The organism is Micromonospora arida, from assembly GCF_042873195.1.
In the GTDB taxonomy this organism is placed as follows: Bacteria; Actinomycetota; Actinomycetes; order Mycobacteriales; family Micromonosporaceae; genus Micromonospora; species Micromonospora arida.
The window spans coordinates 1-15,867 of the sequence record NZ_JBIALC010000010.1; the positions used below are offsets into that span (position 1 = coordinate 1).

Sequence of the window (15,867 nt, forward strand, 5' to 3'; positions counted from 1 at the left end):
CCCAATCCGCCAGCATCGACTCCAACACCACCCGGAACATCCCCGCCAACCGCACCAACCCCGCCCCGCCAAACACCCGCCCATCAGCCACGAGGTCGAGGAATCCGCTGGCCGCGGTGACCTGGAGGGCGAACTCGGTGCCACCTTCACCGGCGACGGCTTCGAAGCCGACCTGCTCCTCGCTGTCGGTGTTGGCACGCCGGAATTCGGTGTAGTCAAAGACGACGTCGATCGGGTGCGTGTCGGCACCCGTCAGCCTGCGCACCGCCGGCAACGGAAAACGCCGATGCGGCCACAACCGCACCTCACCGTCGAACACCGACCGCACCAGATCACCCCACGAACCCCCACCCCGCTCATGACCAAACGGCAACACATTGATGTACATCCCATGCACACGCTCCGCACCCCGCACCTCCGGCCGCGCATCACACACCAACCCCGTGTAAAAACGCCGCTCATCAGTCAACTGACTCATCACCTTCAAATGAGCCGCATGCAGAACAGCCTTGGGTGACACCTCGAGCGTCGAGGCCAGGGCGCGGATCCGTGGGTCGAGGTCCTGGTAGCTGATCCGGTGCCGCAGCACCGTCCCGGGAGTCGCGGACGCCTCGCCCCAGCCCGACGGCGGAACGAACCTGGCGTACTCGGAAGTGATCTCCCGCCAGTACGCCTCGTCGCCCTCCGAGGCGAGCGCCGCCCGCTCGCCGGCAACGAAGTCGGCGTACCGGACCGCGGTCGGCTCCGGCGCCTCCGGCGCCATGCCCACACAGCGCCGCTCGTAGCAGCTGAGCAGCTCGGCCAGCAGGGCGTTCAGGTCCCAGCCGCCGGTCACCAGGTGGCTGATCGCCACGGTGAGCCACCATCCGCCGTCGGCGCCGACGTGAGCGCTGACCCGCAGCAGCGGGGCGGGGTGCTCGGCGTCGAACGGTCGGGCCCGCTCGGCCTCGACGTAGCCGCGCAGGTGCGCCTCGGCCCGCTCCTCATCCAGGCGCAGGATCCGTACGTCGACGGGGGCCTGGGCGTGCACGAGTTGCAGCGGCACCGAGTAGGTGTGCGGGTCGAACGACGTACGCAGGGTTTCGTGCCGGTCGACGATGTCGTGCACCGCCGACGTGAGCGCTTCGGCCGAGAAGGGCTGGCGGCTGTGCACCCGGAAGCAGCGGACGATGTGGTACAGCGACCGCGTCGGGTCCTTCTGGATCTCCACCAGCATGCCGAGTTGCACCTGGGCGATGGGGTACGCGTCGGTGAGGCCGGCGGGCAGGGCTGCCCGGTCGGCGTCGTCGAGCAGCGCGAACGGGGCGACCGGCTGGAACTCCGGTGCGACCTCGGCGGCGTCCTTGGCCGTCAGGTGCGCGGCGAGCGCGGCAACGGTGCGGTGCACGAAGACGTCTCGGACGCCAACGGGGAAGCCGGCTCCCCGGAGGGCGCCGACCAGGGCCACCGCGCGTAGTGAGTCGCCGCCGAGGTCGAAGAAGCTGTCCACGACGCTGACCGTGTCGAGGGTCAGCACGCGTGCCCAGATCTCCGCGAGCTGCTGCTCGAGTTCGGTGCGGGGAGCCACGTGCACCCGGCCGGATGCTCCGACCGACGCGGCGAGGGCGGCCCGGTCGACCTTGCCGTTGGCGTTCAGGGGGATGGACTCCACCGGCACGAGGTCCGCCGGGATCATGTATTCGGGCAGTCGACTGGCGCATTCCTGCCGCACCCGGGCGGCCAGATCGGCGTCCGGTCCTTCGGGGACGTAGAAGGCGAGCAGCCGCGCCTCTTCCGGATCGATCAGGGCCACCGTCTCGCGGACGCCGGCCACCGAGCCGATCACCGATTCGATCTCGCCCAACTCGATGCGGTAACCACGGACCTTCACCTGGTGATCGACCCGGCCGACGAACTCCACCGCACCATCGGCCAACCGACGAACCAGATCCCCCGTCCGATACAACCGCGACCCATCCGAGGCGAACGGATCCGGCACAAACCGATCCGCCGTCAACCCCGACTGACCCACATACCCCCGAGCAACACCCACACCACCAACAAACAACTCACCAACCACACCCAACGGCACCAGATTCATGAACGAATCAAGCACGAACATCCGCATACCCGGCAACGCCCGACCAATCGGCACCACCGGCAACGTCTGCTCCACCCGCACCGGGAAAACACACGTACCCACCGACGCCTCCGTCGGCCCGTACTCATTGATCAGATTCCCCGCACCCACAATGCCCAACCACCGATTAGCCAACGCCGCAGGCAAACCCTCACCCGCAACCACCACCACCGGCGCCAAACCCGCCAACAACTCATCCGACAACTGCCGACCCAGAATCTCCAAATGACCCGGCGTCAACTTCACAAAACTAAACGGAGCAGCCGCCGACAACGACTCCCCCAACTCCGCCAAATCCAAATCCTGATCCACCATGAACACCCGCTGACCCACCACCAACGGAGCCCACACATTCGGCACCTGCAAATCAAAAGCCACCGACGAAAACACCGCCGACCCCGCCGAACCATGACCAGCCAACTCCACCGACGCCCAACGAACATGATTCGCCAAACCCCGATGCGTAACCTGCACACCCTTCGGCCGACCCGTCGAACCCGACGTGAAAATCACATACGCCAAATCATCCAGATCCACCACACCCGGCAACACCACCGACCCCACCTGCGGCACAGAGTCGACGGTCAGCACCTCCACGCCGGGCGCGAACCGATCCGCGTAACGCGCCGAGGTCACCACACGAGACACACCGGCATCGGCCAGCATCGAGGCGATCCGACCGGCCGGATACGACGGGTCCAGCGGCACGAACGCCGCCCCCGCCTTCCACACCCCCAGCAGCGCCGCCACCAGATCAACACTCCGGTCCAGCAGCACCCCCACCACCGAACCCCGACGGACACCCCGCGAGGCCAACCACGACCCCAGCACCACGGCCCGCGCATCCAGCTCCGCGAAGGTCCCACCGTTGACGGCCTCACCCGACGGCACCGCCGTGACCTGGCGCTCAACAGCCGCCAGCACCGACTCCGACACGGGCTCCACCGCGCCGTCACCATCGGCCAACACCACCGACACCTCACCGGCCGGCAGACACACCACCCGCGCGTCCCCACCCGGGTCCGCCACCATGGCCTCCAGCACCGCCCGGTACATGGCGCCCAGGCGCAGCACGTTGGGGTAGCTGACGACGTGGGGGTCGCTGAGGATGCTGAGCGTGCCGTCCAGCGTGGAGACGTGCAGGTCGAACTCACTGGACGCCTCGTAGACGGCGTCGTCGAAGCCGACCCGCTCGGTGTCGACCTGCGCGAAGTCGAGGTAGTTGAAGAGGATCTCGATGGGTCGGGCGCCGTCGGTGAACCGCTGCACCGACGGCAGCGGGTAGTGCCGGTGCGGCCACAGCTCCAGCTCGGCGTCAAAGGTCTGCCGGATCAGCTCCGCCCAGGTGGCAGCCGGGCCACGGTGCACGATCGGCAGCGTGTTCAGGTGCATGCCGTACACCCGGTCCGCGCCGGTCGCCTCGGGCCGCCCGTGGCAGACCAGGCCGCTGGTGAAGACGAGTTCGCCGGTGAGCTGGCTCATCACCTTCAGGTGCGCGGCCAGCAGCACGCTCTTCAGCGCGGTGCCGGTGCTGCTGGCCAGGTCTCGGAGCCCGTCGATCAGGTCGTGCAGCGGCACCCGGGTGCCGCACTGGAACTGGGGGTCGGAGTCGGGGGCGCCCCACCCGGCAGGCAACGCGAAGCGCGGGTGCTCGACGACACCCCGCCAGTACGCCTCGTCCTCGGCGGAGGTCAGCGCGGCCAGTTCCGCGGCGACGAAGTCGGCGTAGCGCACCGGCAACGCGTCGACGGGCACCGGAGCACCGGTGTCCCGCAGCCGCCGGTAGTTGTCGAGGATTTCCATGAGCAGGGAGTGGTGGCTCCAGCCTTCGAGGATGCCGTGCGACATGGTCAGGACGAACCACCAGGCGTTGCCCTCGCCGATCGCACCGGCGACGCGTATCTGCGGGACCTCATCCGGCGCGAACGGGTTGGCCCGTTCGGCGGCCATGAAGGCGCTCATCCGGGCCTCGGTGTCCGGGCCACGCAGGTCCAGCTCGGTGACCTCGATCGGCACCTCGGCGTGCACGAGTTGCAGCGGCACCGAGTAGCCGTTCAGGTCGAACGACGTACGCAGGATCTCGTGCCGGTCGACGACCGTCTGCACGGCGCGGCGCAGCGCGTCGAGGACCAGCGGCTGCTCGTCGTGGATCGGGAAGGCCGACACGTTGTGGTACGTGTGCCGCTCGGTGTCGGTCATCGTCTTGACGAGCATGCCGAGCTGGACCTGGGCGATGGGGTACGCGTCGGCGAGGCCGGCGGGCAGCGCCGCCCGGTCGGCGTCGTCGAGTAGCGCGAACGGGACCACCGGCTGGAACGCCGGCTCGACGGGGGTCTGCTCCGCTTCGAGGTTCGCGGCGAGCGCGGCGACGGTCCGGTGCAGGAAGATGTCGCGCACCGAGGCGGGGATCCCGGCCGTACGCAGTGCGCCGACGAGAGCGATGGCGCTGATCGAGTGACCGCCGAGGTCGAAGAAGCTGTCGTCGACGCTCACCGTCTCCAGGTTCAGCACCTGCGCCCAGATGTCCGCGAGCTGCCGCTCCAGGTGGGTACGCGGGGCCACGTGCACCCGCCCACCACCGGTCACCGAGGCGGCCAGGGCGGCCCGGTCGACCTTGCCATTGGCGTTCAGCGGGATGGACTCCACCGCCACGAGGTCCGCCGGGATCATGTACTCCGGCAGTCGACTGGCGCACTCCTGCCGCACCCGGGCCGCCAGTTCGACGTCCGGGCTGGCCGGCACGTAGAACGCCAGCAGCCGGGACTCGTCGCCGTGCACCAGCGCCACCACATCACGCACCCCGGCCACCGAGCCGATCACCGATTCGATCTCGCCCAACTCGATGCGGTAACCACGGACCTTCACCTGGTGATCGACCCGGCCGACGAACTCCACCGCACCATCGGCCAACCGACGAACCAGATCCCCCGTCCGATACAACCGCGACCCATCCGAGGCGAACGGATCCGGCACAAACCGATCCGCCGTCAACCCCGACTGACCCACATACCCCCGAGCAACACCCACACCACCAACAAACAACTCACCAACCACACCCAACGGCACCAGATTCATGAACGAATCAAGCACGAACATCCGCATACCCGGCAACGCCCGACCAATCGGCACCACCGGCAACGTCTGCTCCACCCGCACCGGGAAAACACACGTACCCACCGACGCCTCCGTCGGCCCGTACTCATTGATCAGATTCCCCGCACCCACAATGCCCAACCACCGATTAGCCAACGCCGCAGGCAAACCCTCACCCGCAACCACCACCACCGGCGCCAAACCCGCCAACAACTCATCCGACAACTGCCGACCCAGAATCTCCAAATGACCCGGCGTCAACTTCACAAAACTAAACGGAGCAGCCGCCGACAACGACTCCCCCAACTCCGCCAAATCCAAATCCTGATCCACCATGAACACCCGCTGACCCACCACCAACGGAGCCCACACATTCGGCACCTGCAAATCAAAAGCCACCGACGAAAACACCGCCGACCCCGCCGAACCATGACCAGCCAACTCCACCGACGCCCAACGAACATGATTCGCCAAACCCCGATGCGTAACCTGCACACCCTTCGGCCGACCCGTCGAACCCGACGTGAAAATCACATACGCCAAATCATCCAGATCCACCACACCCGGCAACACCACCGACTCCACCCGCGGCACAGAGTCGACGGTCAGCACCTCCACGCCTTCGGGGCAGCGGTCCACGTGCCCCGACGACGTCACAAGCACCGACGCGCCCGCATCGGCCAACATGGCCTCGACCCGACCCACCGGATACGACGGGTCCAGCGGCACGAACGCCGCCCCCGCCTTCCACACCCCCAGCAGCGCCGCCACCAGATCGACACCCCGATCCAGCAACACCCCCACCACCGAACCCCGACGGACACCCCGCGAGGCCAACCACGACCCCAACGCCACAGCCCGCGCGTCCAACTCGGCGAACGGCACACCGTTCACCGCCTCGCCCGACGGCACCCGGGAAACCTGCTGCTCGAACCACTGAAGGACCGACCCCGACACCGGCTCCACCGCGCCGTCACCATCGGCCAACACCACCGACACCTCACCGGCCGGCAGACACACCACCCGCGCGTCCCCACCAGAATCCGCCACCATCCCCTCCAACACCACGCGATACATGGCGCCCAGGCGGCGCAGGGCGTCGTGGCCGACGTGCCGCTGGCTGGCCTGCAGGGTGAGGAAGCCGAGCCGGCTGAACACGCCGAGCGGGAACTCGGTGGGGCTGTCGTCGATGGACTCGGCGTAGTCGATGTCGGCGGCGTCGATCTGGTGGAAGTCGTGGAAGCTGAACCGCACGTCGAGCATGCGGGCGTCCTCGCCGACCTCCCGCTGCAGGGTGGACAGCGGGTAGCGCCGGTGCGGCCACAGCTCCACCTCGGCGTCGAAGGTCCGCTGGATCAGCTCGTCCCAGGTGGCGGCCGGACCGTCGTAGCCGACCGGCACGGTGTTGAGGTGCATGCCGTACACCTGGTCGGCGCCGGCTGCCTCGGGCCGAATGTTGCAGACCAGGCCGGTGTAGAACCGCTCCGCGCCGGTGAGCTGGCTCATCACCTTGAGGTGTGCAGCCAGCATGATCGACTTGAACGGCACGCCGAGGCGTCGGGCCAGGTCGCGCAGCGCGGATTCGAGGTCCTGCACCGGCACCCAGTGCTCGTGCTTGGCCCCCTCCGGTGCCTCGGGGTCACCCCAGCCGGTGGGCAGGTCGTGACGGGCCCGACCGGTCAGGACACCACGCCAGTACGCCCGGTCGGCGTCACCGGCGACCGACCGCCGTTCGGCAGCGACGGCGTCGGCGAAGCGCACCGACGGGATGGGCCGCGGCGACAGCGGCTCTCCGGCCCGGATCTGCTGGTACGCGCGGACCAGCTCCATGATCAGCGAGTGGTAGCTCCACCCGTCCAGGATCGGGTGGCACTCGGTGATGGTGAGCCACCAACTGCCGTCGGCGCAGGTCCTGGCGTGCAGCCGCAGCAGCGACGGGCGATCGAGGTCGAACAGACGGGCCCGCTCGACCGCGATGTGCTCGCGCAGCTCCCGGTCCAGCTCGGCCCGCTCTGCGGCAGGGCTGTGGTCGTGCGTGACGGCCAGCTCGGCGGTGGCGTGCACCAGCTGCATGGGCACCGAATAGCTGGTCAGGTCGAACGAGGTACGCAGCACCTCGTGGCGGCGCACCAGCAGTGCCGCGGCGGCACGCAGCGCGTCCAGGGAGAACTCCCCTTCGCCACGGACCCGGTAGCTGGTCACGTTGTGGTACGGGTTCTGCTCGGTGTCGGACAGCAGCTCGACAAGCATGCCGAGCTGACCCTGGGTGCACGGGTAGGCGTCCACCAGGCCGGCGGGCAGCGCGGCCCGGTCCGCCTCGCCGACCAGCTCGAACGGGGCGACCGCAGGCTCCGGCTCGGCGGCCGGCCGTGCGGTGAGCAGTTCGGCCAGCTCGGCGACGGTACGCCGCTCGAAGATGTCCCGGACCTCGACGTCGAAGGACGCCTCACGCAACGCGCCGGCCAGTGCCACCGCGCGGATGGAGTCGCCGCCGAGATCGAAGAAGCCGTCCTGCACACCGACCCGGTCCAGCCCGAGGGTGGCGGTCCAGATGTCGGCGAGCTGCTGCTCCACAGTGGTGCGCGGGGCCACGTACGGGCGGTCGACGGCGGCCACCGAACGGCCCGGGGCGGGCAGCGCGGCCTGGTCGAGCTTGCCGTTGACGGTCAGCGGGATCCGGGGCAGCGGCATGAACGCCACCGGGATCATGTAGTCCGGCAGCGTCCGGCCGAGCGCCGTACGCAGCTGTGAGGGGCGCAGCAGCGTCGAGGTGTCGTCGGCCACCAGATAGGCGGTCAGCCGCTGGTCGCCCGGGTTGTCCTCGCGCAGTACCACGACCGCGTCCCGGACGCCGGGCAGGACGGTCAGGGCCGCCTCGATCTCGCCCAGCTCCACCCGGTAGCCACGGATCTTGACCTGGTGGTCGATGCGTCCGACGAACTCCAGCCGTCCGTCGGCGTACCGGCGGGCGAGGTCGCCGCTGCGGTAGAGCCGCGAACCGGGCGGCCCCCACGGGTCCGGCACGAACCGCTGCGCGGTGAGTTCGGCGCGACCGAGGTAGCCGCGGGCGACACCCGGGCCACCCACGTGGATCTCGCCGGGCACACCGATCGGCACCGGTCGACCGTCGGCGTCGAGCAGGTGGACGGTGAGGTCCGACAGCGGTACGCCGATCAGGCTGGCCGTGCCGCCCACCTCGTCGGCGGTGACCCGGTGGTACGTGGTGTGCACGGTGGTCTCGGTGATCCCGTACATGTTGATCAGGTGCGGTGCGTCCACGCCACGGCTGGCCACCCACGGTGCCAGGTCGGCGAAGTCCAGTTTCTCGCCGCCGAAGGTCACCACCCGCAGGGCGAGCCGGTCGATCCGGTCGTCGCCGTCGGCCGCGAGCCGGACCAGCGCGCGGAACGCCGTGGGCGTCTGGCAGAGCACCGTGACCCGCTGTGCGATCAGCTCGTCGAGCAGGTCCTGCGGAGATCGGGCCAGCTCGCGGGGCACCACGAGCAGTCGACCACCGTGCAGCAGGCAGCCCCAGATCTCCCAGACGGAGAAGTCGAAGGCGTACGAGTGCAGCAGGGTCCACACGTCGTCCGGGCCGAACCGGTAGTCGGCGGCGGTGACGGTCAGCAGGCGCAGCACCTGCCGGTGGGCCACCGCGACACCCTTGGGGCGGCCGGTGGAGCCCGAGGTGTAGATGACGTAGCAGAGGTTGTCGACGTCCATGGGCACGGCCGGGTCGACGGTCGGCTGGGCGGCCAGCTCGGCGACGAGGTCCGGGTCGTCCAGCAGGACCACTGTCCCACCGAAGTCGGCGAACCGGTCGCGGTGGGCGGTGGTGGTCAGCACGATCTCCGCCCCGGCGTCGTTGATCATGAAGTCGAGGCGTTCGTCCGGCGAGGCCGGGTCGAGGGGCAGGTACGCCGCGCCGGACTTGAGCACGCCGAGCAGGGCCGGTACCAGTTCGGGGCAGTGGTCGAGCTGCACAGCGACCAGCCGCTCCGGACCGGCACCGTGGCCGCGCAGCCAGTGGGCGAGCCGGTTGGCGTCGGCGTTCAGCTCGGCGTAGCTGCGGGTGGTGTCGCCCGCCGTCACCGCAGGAGCGTGGGGGTGGGTGGCCGCCATCGCCTCGAAGACGCCGTGCACGGTGCCGGTGACCGGGTCTGCGGTGACCGGCCCCCGGGTCACCACGGCCAGCTCGGCGGCACCGAGGATGGCCAGGTCGGACAGTCGGGCCGTCGGGTCCGCCGTCACCTGCTCCAGGAGCCGCACCAGGTGGTCGGCGGCGCGCTCGACGGTGGCTGGGTCGAACAGTGCGGTGGCGTACTCGATCCGGCCGCGCAGCCCGCCGTCGGCGCCCTCCATCATGTGCAGCGTGAGGTCCACCTTGGACGTGCGCAGGGGCAGCTCGACCGGCTCCACGCGCAGGTCGCCGGGCCAGTCGGTGGTGGGCGGCTCGCTCTGGAGGGTGAACGCGACCTGGTAGAGCGGGGTACGGGACAGATCCCGCTCCGGCTCCAGCTCGTCGGCCAGCAGCGCGAACGGGGCGTCGGTGTGGTCGAACGCGCCCAGCACGGTGTCCCGGGTCTGCGCCAGCAGGGCGGCGAACGAGGGGTCGCCGCTCCACCGTGCCCGCAGCACCAGGTTGTCGATGCCGTACCCGACGAGGTTGTGCAGCTCCGCGCGGCTGCGCGCGGACGACACCGTACCCACGGCGAGGTCGGTCCGGCCGGTGTAGCGCGACAGCAGCACCTGGAAGGCGCTGAGCAGGGTGATGAAGACGGTGGTGCCGGCGTCGCGGGCGACGCCGCGCAGCGCGGCGGACAGATCGGCGCTCAGGGTGAACGGCACCGACGAGCCCCGCCAGTCCCGGCTCTTCGGCCGGGTCCGGTCGGCCGGCAGCTCCACCGGCGTCAGCCCGGCGAGCTGATCGCGCCAGTAGTCGAGCGACCGGGCCACCGAGTCGGCGCGCGACCGGCCGCGCTGCCAGGCGGCGAAGTCGGCGTACTGCACGGGGGGCACCGGCAACCAGGGCTCGACGCCGGCCCGCAGGGCGGCGTACACCTCGGCCAGCTCCCCGGTGAGCACCGCGACCGACGGCGCGTCACAGGCGATGTGGTGCAGCACCAGGGCCAGGACGTGCTCGTCGGTGTCCAGCCGGACCAGCACGGCCCGCACCGGCCACTCCTCGGCCAGGTCGAACCCGGTCAGCGAGACGTCGGCGAGCACCGCGTCGAGCGCCGCCGCCCGCTCGGCGCGGGGCCGGTCGGTCAGGTCCACCACCGGCAGGTCGCGGTGCGCCGGCGGGTCGATCACCTGGACCGGAGAGGTGCCGGCGAGGGCGTAGCGGGTGCGAAGAATCTCGTGCCGGGCGACCAGGGCGTCGAGTGCACGGCCCAGCGCGTCGGCGTCCAGCGGGCCGTGCAGCCGCAGCGCGGAGGAGACGAGGTACTCGGCGCTGGTGGGGTCCATCCGGTTGAGGAACCACATCTGCTGCTGGCCGTACGACAGCGGCAGTTCCCCGGACCGGTCGACGGTCGGGATCCGGTCCCGGCGGCCGGTACGACGGCCGGCCAGGCGACGCTGGACGAGTTCTTCACGCAGGTTCGGCTCGTTGGCGATGCTGGTCATGCCGGGGACTCCTCGGATCGCGAAAGGTCGTGGGTGAGGTCGGCGGCGTCCAGCGCGTCGACCTCCGCCCGGATCAGGTCTTCGATGGCGATCGCCTGGGCGCGCACCGTCGGGTGCTCGAACACCAGCCGGATCGGCAGGTCGAGGTCGAATTCCTCCTGCAGCCCGGCGATCAGCCGGGCGGCGAGCACCGAGTGGCCGCCCAGGAGGAAGAAGTCGGTGGTGGCGCCGATACGCCCGTCGAGCAGTTCCGCCCAGATCGCGGCGACCCGCTTCTCGACCACGTTCTGCGGCGCGACGAATTCGGTGGGGTCGGCGGCGCCGTCGGCGAGCGCCGCGTCGAGCCGGTTGCGCAGCGCGTCCCGGTCGACCTTGCCGTTGGCGTTGAGCGGGATCCGCTCCACCGGCACGAAGAGACTCGGCACCATGAAGTCGGGCAACTGCCGGGCGCAGTACGCGGCCAGGTCGGTGGCCTCGCCGACGTAAAAGGCGACCAGGCGGTCCTGGTGGGCGAGGACCACGCAGTCGCGTACCCGGGGATGTTGGGCGACGACGGCGCTGATCTCGCCGGGTTCGATCCGGTAGCCGCGAACCTTGACCTGGTCGTCCGCCCGACCGACGAAGGCCATCGTGCCGTCGGGTCGCCAGTGGCCCAGGTCGCCGCTGCGGTAGAGGCGGGCGCCCGGCGGGCCGAAGGGGTCGGGCACGAAGCGGTCGGCGGTCAGCCCGGGCCGCCCGACGTAGCCGGTGGCCAGGCACTCGCCGCCGATGTACAGCTCGCCGACGGCGCCGACCGGCAGCAGCCGCATCGCGTCGTCCAGGATCCGCACCACGGTGTTCGCCATCGGCCGGCCGATCGACACGATCTCGCTGGTCTGTGGTGCGACGACCGGGTACGCCGACATGATCACGGTGGTCTCGGTCGGACCATAGGAGTTGATCAGGCCGCCGGGGCCAAGCCTGTCGAGCCACTGGTTCGCCACCGACCCGCGCAGCACCCCACCGGCCACCCAGAGCTGACCGGCCAGCCGCTGCGCCTGCGCGGCGTCGACCTGCGCCGCCAGCAACTCCAAGTGCGGGGGCGTCATGATGAACCGGTCGTACGGGCCGGCGGTCAGCAGCAGCGCGCCGAGTTGGGTGAGGTCGAACTCCTGCGGAAGCAGGGTCACCGGCTGGCCGGCCACCAGCGGCCCCCACAGGTTGGAGATCGACAGGTCGAAGGCGATGGTGGAGAACAGCGGAGCCCCTCCGCCGGCCGGGCGGCCTCCCCGGTCGCCGAGCGCCTCGGTCTCGGTGGCGCAGGCCAGGAAGTTCGTCACCGCCGCGTGGGAGAGCAGCACCCCCTTGGGGCGGCCGGTCGATCCGGAGGTGAACAGCACGCACGCCGTCTGCGCCGGGTCGAGATCGTGGGCCGGCGCGGTGTGCGGTTCGGCGCTGACCATCAGCCGGTGGGTGTCCACCTGGAGGGTGGGCACCCCGAACCGGTCGGCGTACCGCGAGTCGGTGATGGCGAGGCCGACGCCGGCGGTGTCGAGCAGGTAGCCGATCCGCTCGGCCGGGTACGACGGATCCAGCGGGAGGCAGGCGGCACCCGCCTTCCAGCACCCGAGAATCGCGGCGACCAGGTCCGGTCCCCGCGCCAGCAGTACAGCGATTGTCGCGCCCGACCCGGCGTCGGAGCGGCGCAGATGGTTGGCGAACTGGTTGGCCCGGTCGTCCAACTCGGCGTAGCTGGTGCGCGCGTCGCCGTGGCGCAACGCCACGGCCTGCGGTGTCGCCGCGCGGCGCGCCTCGAACAGGTCGACCACTGTGGTGGCCGGCCGGGGCACCGTCGGCCCGTTCCACTCGTGCAGCAGGCGCTGCCGCTCCTCGGCCGAGAACGGGTCGAGCTGGTCCAGGCGGGCGTCCGGCTCGTCGGCGGCGGCGCGCAGCAGCCGGACGAAGTGGTCGGCCAGTCGTCGCACGGTCGCGTCGTCGAACAGCGCGGTGGCGTACTCCACGGCGCCGGCGAGGGAACCGTCCGGTTGCGGCCACAGGTGCACGGTCAGGTCGGTCTTGGCCACTGTGGACGCCTGCCGCAGCGCCTCGATCGTGATCGGGTCGTCGGCCACCCGGCCGGTGATCCCGCCCGCCTGGTAGTTCAGCGCCACCTGGTAGAGGGGGGTGCGGGACAGGTCCCGCTCGCCGACCAGGTCGTACACCACGCGGTCGAAGGGCAGGTCCTGGTGGGCCAGGGCAGCGACGGTACGGTCGCGGACTCGCCTGACCGCCTGAGTGAAGCCGGACGCCGGGTCCAGGGTGCAGCGCAGCACCACCGGGTTGAGGAAGATCCCGGCCGCCTGGTCCAGCTCGGTGGGCCGGTGCCCGGAGGTGGGGGTGCCGATCGGCACGTCCCACTGCCCGGTATAGCGGGCGAGAAGCGTGGCGAAGCCGGTGAGCAGGGTCATGAACGGGCTGGCCGCGCAGCGCCGGCCCACCTCGGTCAGGGCGCCCGCGACCTCCGCGTCGACGGTGAAGCCGAGCATCCTGCCCTGCGCGTCCCGCCGGGCCGGACGCGGACGGTCCAGCGGCAACTCCAGCTGGGGCATCCCGGCCAGCGTCTCCCGCCAGTACGCCAGCTCCCGCCCGACGACCTCGTCGGTGAGGTGCCGCTGCTGCCAGACCGCGTAGTCGGCGTACTGCACCCGCAGATTTGCCAGGTCGGCCGGCCGTCCCTGCGCGGCGGCGTCGCACAGCTCCCGCAGGTCCCGTTCGAGGACGTCGGCGCTGCCGGCGTCGGACGCGATGTGGTGCACGGCCAGCACCAGCAGGTGATCCCGGCCGGCGGCGACGGCGAGCCCGGCCCGCCACAGCGGACCGGTGTGCAGGTCGAAACCCCGGCCGAGCTGGTCGGTGATCAGTTCGGCCAACCCGCCGTGGCTGACGTCGCGCACCTCCAGGTCGACATCTCCCGGCGGTACGACCTGCTGGCGGGCCACGCCGTCGACGACCAGGTAGCGGGTGCGCAACGGCTCGTGCCGTGCCTCGATCGCGTGCAGGGCCACCCGGACGTGGTCGGGGTGGATGGCGGCGGGCAGCCGTACGTGCACGGGGACGACCCACTCCTTGCTGCGCGGGTCGAGCTGGTCGAGCATCCAGAGCCGGTGCTGGGCGGCGGAGAGCGGCAGCGGCTGGTCACGTCCCACGGGCAGCACCGGTGGAGCCGCCGGGGTGGCCGCCTCCACCAGCCGGGCCTGTGCGGCCACGGTGGTGTGGGTGAGCAGGTCGCGCAGCGTCACCGCGCCGCCCGCCCCGCTGAGCCGGCTCTCCAGCGCCAGCGTCACCAGTGAGGAGCCGCCGAGCTGGTAGAAGTCGTCGTCGACGCCGACCTCGTCGACGCCGAGCAGGTCCCGCCAGATGGCCGCGACAGTCTGTTCGGCGGCGGTCCGCGGCGACCGGAGCGCCGGGCGGTCGAGAGGGTCGATCGCCGGCAGGGCGGACCGGTCGATCTTGCCGCTGGCGGTGAGCGGGAACTCCGCCACCGGCTGGAACACGGCCGGCACCAGCGCCTCGGGCAGTCGACCGACGCAGAACGCGCGCAGGGCCGCCGGGTCTAGTGACCGGCGACCGGCGACGTACGCGGCGAGCTGCCGGCGACCGGCCGGGTCGGTGTGCCCCACCACCACCGCCGACTGGACGTCCGGGTGCGCGGCGAGCACCGCCTCCACCTCGGCCGGCTCGATCCGTACCCCGTTGACCTTGAGTTGGTGATCGGTCCGACCGACGAACTCCAGGCTCCGGTCGGCGCGCCACCGGACCTGGTCGCCGGTGCGGTAGAGGCGCTCGCCGGGCGGCCCGTACTCGTCGGGCACGAACCGTTCGGCGGTCAGGTCCGGCCGGTGCAGATAGCCCCGGCCCAGGTTGGCCCCACCGATGTAGAGCTCGCCGACCACACCCACCGGCACCGGCCGACGGTCGGCGTCGAGGACCTGGACGCGGACGCCGGGCAGCGGGCGCCCGATCGGCACCGGTCCGGCCGGCTGGGCCGGGTCCACCGGGTGGGCGGTCACGTCGATGGCGCACTCGGTGGGGCCGTAGGTGTTCCACACCCGCACCTCGGGCGTGACCGTCAGCCGCCGGCACAGGTCGGCGTGCAACGGCTCACCCGCCGAGAAGATCAGCCGCAGGCTGGTGCAGTCGGCCCAACCGGGCTGGTCGACCAGCCGACCGAACACCGACGGCACTCCCTGCAGGACGGTGATCCCGTGCCGGACGACCGCCGCGACGAGGGCGGCGGGATCCCGGTGTGCCCCATCCGGGGCGAGCACCACGGTGCCGCCACTGGCCAGCGGGGCGAAGAACTCCCAGCCCGCCGCGTCGAAACTGACCGAGGTCTTCTGCAACACCCGGTCGCCGGGGCCCAGGCCGTGCTCCCGGATCGTCCAGGTCACCCGGTTGCCGATACCGCGATGGGTGATCAGCACTCCCTTGGGTTCGCCGGTGGACCCGGAGGTGTAGATGGCGTACGCCACCGAGTCCGGGTCGGGTGACGGCACCGCGGGGGTGTCCGTGCAGGCCGCGATCCGCGCCCGGTCGGTGTCCAGGCAGACCACGCGACAGGGCGTCGCCTCGTCGCGCAGCGCGTCACGGGTGAGCAGCACCGCCGCCCCGCTGCCGGCGAGGAGACGCCGCCGGCGCTCGGCGGGGTGGGTCGGGTCCAGCGGCAGGTACGCGGCACCGGCGCGCCACACTCCCAGCAGCGCGACCACGAGGTCGACGCCGCGGTCCAGGTTGACCGCGACAAGCGATTCCGGGCCGACGCCCAGCTCGGCCAGGTACCGACCGAGTTGATTGGCCCGCCGGTCCAGTCCGGCGTAGTCCAACCGCTCGGACTCGCCGCTCACCGCGATGGCGCTGGGGGTGAGCGCGGCCTGCCGGGCGATCAGCTCGGACAGGGTGCCCGCCCCCTGGGTGGCGGCTGCGGCTGCGGTCGCCGCTGGCGGAACGATACTCATGGTGCTCCTCCGGGGGACCGGGCGCGGGCGTGG

The 15,867-nt window shown here is 71.0% G+C and carries 2 protein-coding genes; both read right to left on the minus strand.

Annotated elements, in window-relative coordinates:
- Positions 1 to 10,840: non-ribosomal peptide synthetase (locus ACFYP0_RS25225; RefSeq protein ID WP_386997783.1), on the minus strand; the 10,840-nt coding region annotated here is incomplete at its 3' end.
- A complete protein-coding gene (locus tag ACFYP0_RS25230) occupies positions 10,837 to 15,834 on the minus strand; it encodes an amino acid adenylation domain-containing protein (RefSeq protein WP_386997785.1) in 4,998 nt (1,665 codons plus the stop codon). The genes ACFYP0_RS25230 and ACFYP0_RS25225, both read right to left, overlap by 4 nt.
- Between the last annotated feature and the right edge of the window lie 33 nt (positions 15,835 to 15,867).

Excerpts from the sequence above, each read along its gene's own strand:
- ACFYP0_RS25230 (WP_386997785.1), bottom strand. The coding sequence starts at position 15,834 with ATGAGTATCGTTCCGCCAGCGGCGACCGCAGCCGCAGCCGCCACCCAG.